Annotated in this window: 13 protein-coding genes; 5 read left to right on the top strand and 8 right to left on the bottom strand. The window is 51.2% G+C overall.

Annotated elements, in window-relative coordinates:
• Position 1 precedes the first annotated feature (1 nt).
• Genes FPE01S_RS17650 through FPE01S_RS17640 form a run of 3 tightly spaced genes read right to left on the bottom strand, consistent with a single transcriptional unit; the run spans position 2 to position 2,783 of the window.
• The gene (locus FPE01S_RS17650; RefSeq protein WP_046370352.1) at positions 2–1,198 is read right to left on the bottom strand and encodes a molybdopterin molybdotransferase MoeA; all 1,197 of its coding nucleotides are present in this window, start codon (positions 1,196–1,198) and stop codon (positions 2–4) included.
• A complete protein-coding gene (moaA, locus tag FPE01S_RS17645) occupies positions 1,195–2,175 on the bottom strand; it encodes a GTP 3',8-cyclase MoaA (RefSeq protein ID WP_046370351.1) in 981 nt (326 codons plus the stop codon). The genes FPE01S_RS17650 and moaA overlap by 4 nt, the downstream gene beginning before the upstream one ends.
• Positions 2,172–2,783 (bottom strand): nucleotidyltransferase family protein, encoded by a 612-nt coding sequence (locus FPE01S_RS17640; protein WP_157474080.1) that lies wholly within the window; start codon positions 2,781–2,783, stop codon positions 2,172–2,174. The genes moaA and FPE01S_RS17640 overlap by 4 nt, the downstream gene beginning before the upstream one ends.
• A gap of 59 nt (positions 2,784–2,842) precedes the next feature.
• Between FPE01S_RS17640 and FPE01S_RS17635 the strand changes: the two genes are divergently transcribed.
• The gene (locus tag FPE01S_RS17635; protein WP_046370349.1) at positions 2,843–5,014 is read left to right on the top strand and encodes a xanthine dehydrogenase family protein molybdopterin-binding subunit; all 2,172 of its coding nucleotides are present in this window, start codon (positions 2,843–2,845) and stop codon (positions 5,012–5,014) included.
• Between the two features lie 313 nt (positions 5,015–5,327).
• On the opposite strand, the gene rimO is transcribed toward FPE01S_RS17635, so the two are convergent.
• Positions 5,328–6,638: a 30S ribosomal protein S12 methylthiotransferase RimO gene (gene rimO, locus FPE01S_RS17630; protein WP_046370348.1), complete on the bottom strand. Its 1,311-nt coding sequence runs from the start codon at positions 6,636–6,638 to the stop codon at positions 5,328–5,330.
• Between the two features lie 87 nt (positions 6,639–6,725).
• Between rimO and FPE01S_RS25935 the strand changes: the two genes are divergently transcribed.
• Complete coding sequence (locus FPE01S_RS25935; protein WP_157474079.1) at positions 6,726–6,923, top strand: hypothetical protein; 198 nt, start codon at positions 6,726–6,728, stop codon at positions 6,921–6,923.
• Positions 6,924–7,175: 252 nt separating this feature from the next.
• Here the strand turns inward: FPE01S_RS25935 and ftsY are convergent, their stop codons facing one another.
• From ftsY to rpmB, 4 genes are all read right to left on the bottom strand, one after another.
• The gene (ftsY, locus tag FPE01S_RS17625) at positions 7,176–8,141 is read right to left on the bottom strand and encodes a signal recognition particle-docking protein FtsY (RefSeq protein WP_046370347.1); all 966 of its coding nucleotides are present in this window, start codon (positions 8,139–8,141) and stop codon (positions 7,176–7,178) included.
• A gap of 94 nt (positions 8,142–8,235) precedes the next feature.
• Positions 8,236–8,409 (bottom strand): DUF4295 family protein, encoded by a 174-nt coding sequence (locus tag FPE01S_RS25555; protein ID WP_072039031.1) that lies wholly within the window; start codon positions 8,407–8,409, stop codon positions 8,236–8,238.
• Between the two features lie 48 nt (positions 8,410–8,457).
• Positions 8,458–8,640 carry a 50S ribosomal protein L33 gene (gene rpmG / locus FPE01S_RS17620; RefSeq protein WP_046370346.1) on the bottom strand — a complete coding sequence of 61 codons (183 nt, stop codon included), beginning with the start codon at positions 8,638–8,640 and terminating at the stop codon, positions 8,458–8,460.
• 11 nt (positions 8,641–8,651) lie between these two features.
• Complete coding sequence (gene rpmB / locus FPE01S_RS17615) at positions 8,652–8,888, bottom strand: 50S ribosomal protein L28 (RefSeq protein WP_046370345.1); 237 nt, start codon at positions 8,886–8,888, stop codon at positions 8,652–8,654.
• Between the two features lie 201 nt (positions 8,889–9,089).
• Between rpmB and ppk1 the strand changes: the two genes are divergently transcribed.
• Genes ppk1 through panB form a run of 3 tightly spaced genes read left to right on the top strand, consistent with a single transcriptional unit; the run spans position 9,090 to position 12,985 of the window.
• The gene (gene ppk1 / locus FPE01S_RS17610) at positions 9,090–11,237 is read left to right on the top strand and encodes a polyphosphate kinase 1 (protein ID WP_072054013.1); all 2,148 of its coding nucleotides are present in this window, start codon (positions 9,090–9,092) and stop codon (positions 11,235–11,237) included.
• Complete coding sequence (locus FPE01S_RS17605; protein ID WP_046370344.1) at positions 11,234–12,127, top strand: Ppx/GppA phosphatase family protein; 894 nt, start codon at positions 11,234–11,236, stop codon at positions 12,125–12,127. The genes ppk1 and FPE01S_RS17605 overlap by 4 nt, the downstream gene beginning before the upstream one ends.
• Before the next feature lie 51 nt (positions 12,128–12,178).
• The gene (gene panB, locus FPE01S_RS17600) at positions 12,179–12,985 is read left to right on the top strand and encodes a 3-methyl-2-oxobutanoate hydroxymethyltransferase (RefSeq protein ID WP_046370343.1); all 807 of its coding nucleotides are present in this window, start codon (positions 12,179–12,181) and stop codon (positions 12,983–12,985) included.
• Positions 12,986–13,288 lie beyond the last annotated feature (303 nt).

Genomic DNA, 13,288 nt, shown 5'->3' with positions numbered 1-13,288 from the left:
ACTAGCCGATTGGTAAGAGTTGTATGTTTACCGGATCACCTTCAAGATAATGGGTTTTCCCTTCTTCCAGCAGGATAAGGGCATTGGCAACGGCGAATGAACGCAGGCGGAAGGATTCCTGCGCATCGAGGGGAATCACCATGCGGCCATTAAAATAACCTTTGATCAGGCAGGTCAGCTGTTCCGGTTTATTGTAGTTTTTGCTGATGGTGGTTTCCACCAGTTGCCTGGCCAGCGGCAGGCCCATCATGCCGTAAATGGCGGGCAAAACATAATGGTAATAACAGGTCAGCACCGAACCGGGGTTTCCCGGCAATCCAAATACCATCGTATTGCCCGACCTACCGGCAAACAAAGGTTTTCCCGGGCGTTGCCTGACCTTATGAAAGATCGGAATAACGCCCGCGGCAATGGCAGCCGGAACCACATGATCGTGATCGCCCACGCTTACCCCTCCTGTCAGCAGCAACAGGTCGGCATGCCGCAATGCCCTGGCGATGGCGCCGGTCAGTGCTTCGGGATCATCTTTCACCGCTTCTGTTACTATTTCGTGTATCCCTGCCTGTTGCAATGCCTGGGTGAGCGTATAACTATTGGATTCATATACCTGCGAACCCTGCAGCGGAATTCCCGGTGATTGCAGTTCGTTTCCGGTGAGCAGGATGGTCACGCGGGGTAAGGCAAATACCGGGACAGTCGTCAGTCCGGCAGCGGCGATCAATCCTGTTGCGGCTGGCGTCATTCGGTTTCCCTTCGCCAAAATGATCGTGCCATCCACACATTCCGCACCTTTTTTCCGCACAAAATCTCCTGCCTCGGGTATGGGTTCCTGTGGCCATAACTTGCCATCCTTCACCGTTACCTTTTCCTGCATGAGCACGGTGTCTGCTCCGGCAGGCAATGCTGCCCCGGTAAAGATGCGCATGGCTGATCCGGGCTGCAACTGCTTGTCCGGCAAATCGCCCGCGGCCTGTTCCCCCTGGATAGTGAGGGGCGCTTTCGCGAGATCGGCATGCCGTACGGCGTAGCCATCCATGGAACTCTGATCAAATGGCGGAAGGTGAATGGGTGTGGTGATATCCCGTGACGTCAGCCTGCCCCCCAATTGACCGAGTGGCCGGATCTCCTCCGGCAATTGCGGCAGGTGCTGCGCCAGGAGTGCCGATGCTTCCTGTACCGAAATGGGTGTTGTATTCATCCGCCAATGGTTATCATACTTCTGTTCGCCAGCGTATCGGCATCCAGGTGTTCGTAATCCGTATTGATTTGTCCGCCGAGCGCTTTGGCCTTGCCCATAATATTGGCCAGGATCAGGTTGTCAATAGGTTCACCCGCGCGATAAGGTCCCAGCAGGTCTGTTTCTGTCCGGCTGAAGAGGCAATTCTTGAGTTTTCCGTCCGCCGTCAGCCGCATCCGGTTGCAGGTATCGCAGAAGGGATGCGTCATCGTACTGATCATGGCGAAATTGCCGGCATATCCCGGAACCTGGAATTTCTTATCCGTATCGTGCAGGGCATCCTGCAGTCTTTCTACCGGAAACTCCTGCTGGATCAAACCCAGCATCTCATCCATGGAAAAAACTTTGTCGTGGTGCCAGTGGTTGCCCGAGAAAGGCATGAATTCAATAAACCGCACACTGACCGGTTGCTTTTCCGTCCACCGGATAAAATCGGGAATCTCTTTTTCATTGATCCCGCGCATCACCACCATGTTCACTTTGACGTGAAATCCGGCAGCAATGAGAGATTGAATATTGTTATAGACGCGGTGAAAATAATTTCTGCGGGTCAGCAGGTGGAACTTGCCGGCGTCGAGGGTATCCAGGCTGATATTGATGGTCCTGATGCCGGAGGCTGTAAACACCGGCATGAATTCGTCGGCACGTATGCCGTTGGTGGTGATGCCCAGCGTTACCGGCAGGGTGGCAAGATTTTCCATGATCTTCGCAGCATCTTTCCGCACCAGCGGTTCTCCTCCTGTCAGCCGGATCTTCTTTACGCCCATTCGCACAAATATGGCTGCGATGCCGAGGATCTCATCCGGCTGCATCAGTTGCGGGAGGGGTGTAAAATGATAGTCTTCCTCCGGCATGCAGTAGAAGCACCGGAGATTGCAATTATCGGTTAGCGATATCCGTAAGTAATCATGAATGCGGGCAAATTGGTCACGGATCATTTGGTGTAATTGTATTTTGTGGAAAACGCCTGGTAGTCTTCGGGCGTATCCATGTCAACGGCGCCTGCTTCAAAAGGCACTTCGATGACGTGTTCCTTAAATTTTTCGAGAAGGGACCGGGCTCCGCGGTCGCCGGTGATGCCTGACAGGTTCACCCGGTAGGTGGCTGGAAAATAGACAGGGACACCCCTGGTATCACCGTACCGTGTAGCCGCAATTCGATCCGGTGTCCCCTGCGCTGCAGCAACGAGCCGCTGCAGGTGTTCCGTAGTGATCAACGGCTGATCGCAGGTCATGAGCAGGTAGCCGTCACTGCCCGGAACCTGTTGCTCTGCATACCGGATTCCCGCCCGGATAGAAGCGGCCATTCCCTCCTGCCACTCCCCGTTCAACATGATATCCGGCATCGTTTGTTCCAATGCCTGGCGTATCGTTCGCTCCACTGCTTCATGATGATTTCCGGTGACGACGATCACCCGCAGGCCGGTCGCCTGGGCAGTCCGGATGGCATGCACCACCAGCGCGTCTTCCTGGTACGTCAGTAGTTGCTTGGCTTGTCCCATCCGGGTGGATGCGCCTGCTGCTAAAATGATGATAACTTGATTCACACCCTTCACGCTTAAAGTTACAATAAAGAAATTTGGCAGGAATTAGCTAACTTTTATTCATGAAAAATCCTCCAGGTTCTATCAGCCGCAGAAACTTCCTGCGGATCAGCGGCATGACGGGCGCTTCTCTTACCATCGGCTTTTTGTTACCGGCTGCTGCCAAAGATATCCCGGCGATCCTGACGGCCGGTGAGGCCCTGGAGCAGGGTATTGAACTCAGTGCCTGGGTATCGATCGATAAAACAGGATTGGTCACCATCATGTGTCATCGTGCAGAAATGGGACAGGGTGCATTTCAGGCCATCCCGCAGATCGTGGCGGAAGAACTGGAAGTGGAATTTGAAAAGATCAACGTCATGTTCGCAGCCGGACAAACCCGGTATGGCAGCCAGATCACTGGTGGAAGTTCCACCGTACGGGGTGGCTACCAGAACATGCTGCGTGCGGGCGCCACAGCCCGGGAAATGCTGATCACGGCTGCTGCCAATAGCTGGAAAGTAAAGCCTGAGGAATGTTACGCGGAAAAAGGAAAAGTCTTTCACCGCAGTTCAGGTAAGTCCCTCGGATATGGTGAGCTCGTTGAACCGGCATCCAAACTAAAACTGGAAAAACCGGTCACCCTCAAACAGCGGAAGGATTATAAACTGATCGGGAAACCGGTAAAGCGATTGGATACTTCCCCTAAATCAAATGGTAAAGCGATCTTCGGAATTGACTTCAGGGTCAAGGGCCTTTTATACGCATCGGTAGAGCGGTCACCTTATTTCCACGGGAAGATCAAATCGATCGACGACAAAAAAGCAAAAGCCATCAAGGGCGTGAAGCATATCGTGAAAGTGGAGATGCCTGTCTTCGCAGGAACCCGGCATGGTGTGGCCGTAGTGGCAGATAGTATTTATACCGCCATGAAAGCACGCAAGGCGCTGGTTATTGAGTGGGACAATGAAGGCTTTGAAAAAGTAAGCACCGAACTCTTGTACAACCGCATGCGCGCGGATGTGCAGAAAACGGGACTTACCCAGAAAGCCCAGGGCGACCCCACAAGAGTGATTGGCAAGGATGACAAAAAGATCACCGCGGTGTATGAAACGCCGTATGAATCGCATAGTGCCATGGAGCCGCTGAACTGCACGGCGCATTATACAGCAGAAAAGATAGAAGTATGGGGACCCATCCAGGGACCGGACTGGGTGCAGGGTGATCTTGCCGATAAATTCAAGATGCCGAAAGAAAAGGTGATCGTGAACATGACTTTCCTCGGCGGTGGTTTTGGCAGGAAGGCTTTCCTGGATTACACTTATGAAGCGGTGGCGCTGTCCAAAGCCATCGGCGGACCGGTTCAGATCGTCTGGACGCGGGAAGATGATATGACCCAGGGACCATTCCGTCCCGGTGGCGTCTATGGCTGTTCCGCCAGCCTCAGCGATGGACGGCTGCAGGCGCTGGAAATCAAAATGGCTGCCCAGAATATGGATCACCAGTGGGTGCCTGTCCCTGATAAGGCCGACTACAACCGCAATACGATGGAAGGATGGCTCGAACCTTACCTCGAACAACTCTCCCATTATCGTTTTGCCGATATACCCACGGAGTCCCCGATCCCGGTAATGTGGTGGCGGAGTGTGTATTCTTCCACCAATGTATTTGCCTTTGAAAGCTTCTGGGATGAGTTGTCTGTAGCCGCAGGAAAAGATCCCCTGGCCATGCGCCGGGAACATATTTCGCAGGAAAAGGAACGTTACCACAAACTGTTCGATGCCATTGCGGCACTATCGGGATGGGACAAACGCGGCAAAAATGAAGGCTGGGGAATTGCCGTTTCAGAATGTTTCGGCAGCATTGTCGGCGAAGTGGTAAAAGTATCTGCAAGACCCGGCGGCGGCGTTAAAGTCGACAAGGTATTTGCGGTAATGGATTGCGGCTGGTATGTAAACCCCGACATCATCCGCGCGCAGATCGAAGGCAGCATCATCATGGCCTATGGCGCCGCAGCAGTGCACGCCACCCATTTCGCCGATGGCAAAGCGGTGGAACGCAACTTTCACCAGTACGCCATGCCACGCATTATGGACACGCCGGAAATTATCGTACAGGTGATGGATAATGACGAGAAGCCTGGAGGAGTGGGCGAACCGTCGCTGCCACCATTTGCGCCGGCATTGTGCAATGCTATCTTTGACCTCACGGGAAAGCGTATCCGAAAGCTGCCAATGGATCTTACTGCAATCTGAAAGTTTCGCGCTATTTTTTTTCACGCTGGTTTTTTCACGCAATGGCGCCTTTGGCGCCACGCAAAGGTGCAAAGGCGCAAAGAAGATTTTTGTTAAGAGAGAAGAAGCCCGACAATTTTTGGGGAATAGTAGAATGTTAATTTATTGTTCATATAACCTCATGACTGCAGCAATTTCATTTGCTGCAACAACAAAATCAAACATTCCTTTGCGCCTTTGCACCTTCGCGTGCTTAGCGTGAAATTGCAATAAAAAGGAGCGCCAGCGACTGTTCCGTGAAACATGCAACCAGGCCAAAGTAAACTGCGTGCAACTATTCGACCACGTCGCCTTCGAGATCGTAGTCGAAAGCCTTCGTGATCTTTACGTTCACGAACTGTCCAGCTTTCAGTGGTTTGGTGGCATTGATCACCACTTCGTTGTCTACCTCCACGCTATCAAATTCAGTGCGACCGAGATAACGTCCGGCTTCTTTTTTGTCCACCAGTACGCGGAAAACTTTACCGATCTTTTCCTGGTTCTTTTCCAGGCTGATTTCCTGCTGCACTTCCATGATCTCCTGTGCGCGGGCTTCTTTTTCGTCAGCCGGGATATTGTCTTCGAGGCCATAGGCACTCGTGTTCTCTTCGTGGCTGTAGGTAAATACACCAACACGGTCAAAGCGCATGCGGCGCAGAAAGTCTTTCAGTTCTTCAATATCGTCGCGTGTTTCGCCGGGGAAACCAACGATCAGGGTAGTGCGGAGGCAGATGCCGGGAACTTTTTCGCGGATCGCGGCAATCAGGGTTTCCATTTCTTCCCGCGTGATCTGGCGTTTCATTGCTTTCAGCATGTTGTTGGAAGCATGCTGTAGCGGCATATCCAGGTAGTTGCAGATATTGTCGCGGTCGCGCATGGCGTCCAGCAGTTCAAGCGGGAATTTTGATGGATAAGCATAATGGAGACGGATCCATTCGAGTCCCTCCACTTCACTCAGGCGGTACAGTAAATCACTCAGGGCTCTTTCCTTATACAGATCGAGTCCGTAGTAGGTCAGTTCCTGGGCGATCAGCATGACTTCCTTTACGCCTTTTTTCACGAGGCCTTCGGCTTCTTTCACCAGTTCTTCGATCGGGCGGCTTACGTGTTTGCCCCGCATCAGGGGAATCGCACAGAAGGCACAGGTCCGGTTACAGCCTTCAGAGATTTTGAGATAGGCATAATGCTTCGGTGTAGCCAGCAAGCGTTCCCCGAGCAATTCCGTTTTATAGTCGGCTTCGAGGGCTTTGAGGATGAAGGGAAGTTCCATGGTACCAAACCACTGATCTACCTCGGGAATTTCTTTTTCCAGGTCATCGCGGTAGCGCTGGCTCAGGCAACCGGTTACAAAAACCTTGTCGAGTTTTCCTTTTTGCTTCAGGGCAACCTGGTCGAGAATGGTATTGACAGACTCTTCTTTAGCCTTGTCGATAAAACCGCAGGTGTTCACCACCACGATGTTGTGGTCGAGCTTTGTGTTCTCATGCACCACGTCGATCGCATTGGCAGCCAGCTGGCCGCTCAACACTTCACTGTCCACCATGTTCTTGCTGCAACCCAGCGTAATGATGTTGACCTTATCCTTTCTGAGCGTCCTGGCTTTCATGCTTTTTCAAATTGGCTGCAAAGGTAGGCAAATCCAGCCCGCCAGCGGCGTTTAAAGCCTCTGGAATTCGTTAAATATCGTATATGAGTGGACCCCGTAAAGTTTCGCGCAGGGTTTTTTCCTGCCTACGCTAAAGCTTCTACCTCCGCTTTGCTGCGGCAGACAAAGTCGGCAGGCGATGCACGCAGGGCTGAGGTGCAGGGGCGCAGGGTGGAAAAACTGACAGAAAATGCTTTTGTTGAGGATGAATGGAAAGAGGGCAATGGGCGGATGGATGGAGGATGAATGGGTGAATGGCGAATGGGCGAACGTCAATCCAATAGCAAACGGAAGCAGCTGTTTAAATTTCTGTAACGCAGTCTGGTGGCCGATTTCAGTGAATCAGACAAATTACCAGATTTGTGAGAAGCATATCCCCCTCCAAATAATTTATTCCCTGCGCCCCTGCACCTATCTCAGCGAGCCCTGTGCGAAAGAGCGCGAAACACTGTGTGAAATCGCTCAGGCATCGCCTACCGAAGCTTTAGCGTAGGTAGGTCAACTTTTCTCCAGCGAGAAAAGACTGCCCACAAACGCCTGCTTGTCAAATACCAGCAGATCCTCCATCTTTTCACCGACGCCGATAAATTTGACCGGGATGCTGAACTGGCTGGCGATGGCGAGCACCACGCCGCCTTTGGCTGTGCCGTCGAGCTTCGTGATCGCCAGGGCGGAAACGTCGGTGGCGGCAGTAAAATGGCGGGCCTGTTCGATCGCATTCTGGCCGGTGGATCCATCGAGCACCAGCAGTACTTCATGTGGCGCTTCGGGAATTACTTTCTGGATCACCCGGCGGATCTTGCTGAGTTCGTCCATCAGGTGGAGTTTGTTATGGAGGCGTCCTGCCGTATCTATGATGATGACATCGGATTTCTGGGCCACGCCGCTTTGTACAGTGTCGAAAGCGACGGCAGCGGGGTCTGAACCCATTTCCTGTTTCACGATGGGAACGCCTACCCGCTCGCTCCAGATAGTGAGCTGGTCGACGGCTGCTGCCCGGAAAGTATCGGCAGCGCCAAGCAATACTTTTTTGCCGGCCTTTTTGAAGTTGTAGGCGAGTTTACCGATGGTAGTGGTTTTGCCGACGCCATTTACCCCCACCACGAGGATCACGTAAGGGGTGGTAGGCAGGTCTGATTGAAAAGCATAACTGTTGCTATGGGGTGCATCTACCAGCAGCCCGGTGATCTCCTCCTGCAACAGGCGGTTCAATTCGCTGGTATTCAGGTATTTGTCACGAGCCACCCGCTGCTCGATCCGGTCGATGATCTTGATGGTAGTATCTACCCCGACATCTGCCCCGACCAAAGCCTCCTCCAGGTTATCCAGCACTTCACTGTCCACCGTGCTCTTGCCTGCTACGGCTTTGGTGATCTTGCTGAGAAAACTGTCTTTGGTTTTCTGCAGCCCCTGGTCGAGGGATTCCTTTTCTTTTTTACCGAATAGCTTATCAAAAAAACCCATGGTTGGCGTTTGAGTGTCAAAAATAATACGGGATAAAACAAAAAAGCTGTTCCGGAAATACAGAACAGCTCAATGGGCGGTGGGTTCGCCAGAATTATTTTTCGGCCAGAAAGTCCTTGATCTTGTCTTTGTGCACGATCGCCTCCTTAAAGGTATAGGCGCCGGACTTCGGACTGCGGACAGCCTTGATCACTTTAGTCCAGTTTTTCGCTTCTGCGGCGGCTTTCTGGTCTTTGGTCTTGATCGCGGTTTTTGCTGCTTTTGCCATGATATAATGAATTAGATATTGTTAGTAAATCAGGTGAGGTGGGTCGCCTTATTTGATCTCTTTGTGAACAGTTACTTTCTTCAGGATGGGGTTGAATTTCTTCAGCTCCAGCCTTTCAGGGGTGTTCTTCTTGTTCTTGGTAGTGATGTAACGGCTGGTTCCGGGCTTGCCACTGGCTTTATGCTCGGTACACTCCATAATCACCTGAACGCGGTTTCCTTTCTTTGCCATTGTTAATCAGTTTAAAGTTTTACTCCTTTAGCCCGCAATTCCTTCACAACACTGTACAGACCATTCTTGTTGATGGTCCGCAGGCCTTCTGCAGACAATTTCAGGGTGATCCATTTATCTTCTTCCGGAAGGAAAAAGCGTTTTGTCAGCAGATTCGGTAAAAACCTGCGCTTGGTTTTAATATTGGAATGGGAAACACGGTGACCAGTGATCGGCGTTTTACCCGTAACCTGACATACTCTAGCCATAACTGTCGAAATTTTGGACGGCAAAGGTAGGAGAAAAATTCAATAGTAACAATTCCAATCACAAAAAAAGGCCGGATTTTCAGGCACTTTTCCAGATTTCCTTTTCGGTGGCAAAAATACGGGATTGCCGCAACGATGGTAACAATTACTTAATTTCAGGCAGCCGCCAGTGCCCTCAACTTTGGGCTTAAAAGGCTGATTATGACTGATATGGATGGAAAACGAAAAACGATAGCAAGGGATATCAGCTGGCTTTCCTTTAACGCCAGGGTTTTACAGGAGGCTGCCGACCCGACGGTTCCGCTCAAGGAAAGGATCCGGTTCCTGGGAATTTTTTCCAATAACCTCGATGAATTTTTCCGGGTTCGGGTAGCTACCCTCCGCCGCATGATCGAGATCACGGGCAAAAAGACCAAGGCGAACATGCACCTGGAGGAGTCGCCTGAAAAGATCCTGGAAGAGATCATGATCATGGTACTGCGCCAGCAAAATGAGTTCAACCTCATCTGGGAATCGGTGCGCCAGGAAATGGAAAAGGAAAAAGTCTTCCTGATCTCCGAAAAACAGCTGAACAAGGAACAGAAGGCTTTTGTCAAGCAATATTTCGAAGAGGAAGTACGGGTGAACACGATTCCGCTGATGATCGAGCAGATCCCGCAGTTCCCTTACCTGAGGGACAAGAGTATTTACATGGGTGTGGTGATGACGCGGCGTACTACCGCGTTCGAACAGAAATACGCGATCATCGAAGTACCGTCTAAAGTACTCGGCCGGTTTGTGCTGCTCCCCTGCCCTCCCGGCGAAAAGCATATTATCCTGCTGGAAGATATCATCCGCTTCAATCTTCCGGCCCTGTTCTCTTATTTCCAGTATGAAAAATTCGATTCCTGGGTCTTCAAAGTGACCAAGGATGCCGAGATCGATATCGACAACGATATCTCCACGACGTTGATCCAGAAGATCGAAAAAGGGGTCAAAAACCGCCGGAAGGGCAAACCGGTCCGCTTTGTGTACGACAAAGAAATGGATGCCGGCCTCCTCGAATTCCTGATGCGGCGCATGAACCTGACCAAAAAAGACAATCTCATCCCCGGCGGCAGGATTCACAACTTCAGGCATTTCATGGATTTCCCGGATATACTTCCGCGGCGATCGCAACGCAAAAAACCATTTATCCATCCGTTGCTGGCGAGCACGGCCAGGGTTACCGATATCATTCAGCAGAAGGATGTGATGTTGTGTTTCCCCTATCATTCCTTCGGACCGGTGATCGAATTGCTGCGTGAGGCCGCCATGGACCCCGATGTCGTTTCCATCAAGATCACCGCTTACCGCCTCGCGGAAAACAGCCGGATCATCAATGCCATTATCAATGCCGTTCGTAACGGCAAACAGGTGACCGTCATGATGGAACTGCGTGCCAGGTTTGAAGAAGAGGCCAACCTCGAATGGAAGGAAAGGCTGGAGGAAGAAGGTGTGAAAGTGCTGATCGGTATTCCCAATATGAAAGTGCATGCAAAACTCTGCATCATCAGGAAACGGGTAGGCACCCGTACGATCCAGTATGGATTCGTGAGTACCGGCAACCTGAATGAAAGTACCGCACGCGTTTACGGCGACCACTGCCTGCTGACCGCCCACCGCGGGATCATGGCAGACATCAACCGCATCTTTCTTTATCTCGAAAAATACAGAACACAACCCGACATCCTGAAAGGCTGCAAAACGCTCATTCCCTGTCCCGGTAACCTGCGCCGGGAATTGCTCAAACACATCGCCCAGGAGATCAGGGCCGCCAAAAAGAAAAAGAAAGCAGGCATCCTGCTCAAACTGAATTCATTGTCGGACGAAGCGCTGATCGAAAAACTGACGGAAGCCGCCAGGGCCGGCGTAAATGTCAGGCTGATCGTGCGCGGCATCTTCTGCATGTATTCGGAAAACAAAAAATTCCGGCAACCAGTAAAAGCCATCAGCATCATCGACGAATACCTGGAACATGCCCGTGTATTTGTTTTCCATAACGGGGGAAAAGAAAAGGTATTTATTTCCTCAGCCGACTGGATGGTCAGGAACCTCGATCACCGTGTGGAAGTGACGTGCCCGATTTTTGATGAGGATATCCGTAAACTGTTGCGCAACATGCTCAAGATCCAGCTGAATGATAACGTGAAGGCGAGAATACTGAACAATTCACTCACCAATGAATATGTGCGGACTGACGGAAAAAAATTGCGCTCGCAGGTGGAGCAGTATATTTACCTTCAATCCAAGCAACCCAAAATGGTGGAGATCACGGAAGAAGCGGCAGAGGAAGCACCCACCATCACCATAAATGAAACCAGCAATTGAAACTGGCAGCCATTGATATCGGTTCCAATGCAGCAAGGCTGCTCATTACGGAAGTCGTGCAGGACGGTGCGGGACAGGATCAGTTCAACAAGCTGAACCTGGTCAGGGTACCGCTGCGGCTGGGCTTCGACGTATTTGAATCGAGCAGGATTTCGCCGGAAAAAGAAGATCATGTGCTGAAAACGATCAAGGCCTACCGGGCATTGATCGATGTGTATGGGGTGAAACATTATCTCGCCTGCGCCACTTCCGCGATGCGCGATGCGGCAAACGGACAAGAGATTATTTCCAGGATCGCACAGGAAACCGGCATCGAAATCAAAATCATTTCCGGTGACGAAGAAGCGTCTTTTATTTACGAGAACCATATCGCGGAGAATCTCGATACCGACCACTCTTACCTCTACATTGATGTGGGCGGGGGCAGCACGGAGCTGACGTTCTTCAGCGACAATACTATGGTGTTCAAGGAATCCTTCAATATTGGTACCATCCGGCTTTTGAAAGACCAGGTCACTGAAGAAAAATGGGATGAGATGAAGAACTACATCCGTACCCGCACGAAGGGATACAAGGAGATCACCTGCATCGGATCCGGGGGCAACATCAACAAGGTCTTTTCCCTGTCCAAGAAAAAAGATGGCAAACCATTGCCATTGGAATTGTTGAAAGATTACTACAAGGAACTCAGCAGTTTCAGTGTGGCAGACCGCATGCGGCTGTACAGCCTGCGGGAAGACCGCGCTGATGTAATCGTGCCGGCACTCAGTATATTCATCAACGTGATGCGCTGGTCGGATGCCAGGGAGATCTATGTACCCAAGATTGGTCTGGCTGACGGATTGATCCATATCCTGTGGTCGAGAATTCAGTCCGGCAAATCCAAATAATTCCACACCTTTACACCCGTTTTTTACCAAACTTTCCAATTGTCTTTTACCATGCCCGACGTAAAAAAGATCACGACGCATACCCTCCAGAAAATGAAAGCAAGCGGCGAGAAGATCTCCATGCTTACTGCCTATGATTTTTCATTTGCCCGCATTTTTGATGCAGCCGGAATCGATGTGATCCTCGTTGGCGATTCAGCGAGCAATGTGATGGCAGGCCACGAAACGACGGTGCCCATTACCATGGAGCAGATGATCTACCATGCGCAGTCTGTGGTACGCGGCATTAACCGCTGCCTCGTAGTGGTGGACCTTCCCTTTGGCACTTACCAGGGCAACAGCGGTAATGCGTTGGCGAATGCCATCCGCGTAATGAAGGAGACCGGCGGTCACAGCATCAAACTGGAAGGCGGAGAAGAGGTGGTGGACAGTATCCGGACCATCGTCCAGGCGGGCATACCCGTAATGGGGCACCTGGGACTTACCCCGCAATCCATTTATAAATTCGGCACGTATTCCGTCAGGGCAAAGGAGGAAGAAGAAGCTGCCAAACTGAAAAGAGACGCACTGCTCCTCCAGGAAGCCGGATGTTTTGGGGTGGTACTCGAAAAGATCCCGGCAGCGCTTGCCAAAGAAGTAACAGAGAGCCTGCATATTCCGACGATCGGCATTGGTGCGGGTCCGCATTGCGACGGGCAGGTACTGGTGATGCACGATATGCTGGGCATCAACAATGAATTCAATCCGCGTTTCCTGCGCAAATACGCCAACCTTCACCAGGTGATCACCGCGGGCGTACAGCAATATATTGCCGATGTGCGGTCGAAGGATTTTCCGAATGAGACGGAGCAGTATTGAGGAAAGGTTTGAAGTCTGCAGTTTGCGGTTTGAAGTTGGGCTTAGCCCACAGACCCTGGATACTGCTTTTCTGAGAATCTGCAATTTGAAAAACTCAGTGAAATGAGCCACCACACTGCGTTTCAAAAATTTACACGTTTATATACGGTTGCTCTAAATTGTATATTCCCGGGCGATACTGCCAGCGGAGGAATTGTTTTACCTTAACGCTGATACTCATCAGGATTTTCCCGGCTGTTCCTTCATAAATTTCCCGCTTAACAAATTTCCTGTTCAATAAATACGATTGGAAACGGCTATTAC

Source organism: Flavihumibacter petaseus NBRC 106054 (assembly GCF_000974785.1).
Lineage (GTDB): Bacteria > Bacteroidota > Bacteroidia > Chitinophagales > Chitinophagaceae > Flavihumibacter > Flavihumibacter petaseus.
Note: the sequence above shows the minus strand (reverse complement) of the source record. Positions and strands in the feature narration are given on the sequence as shown.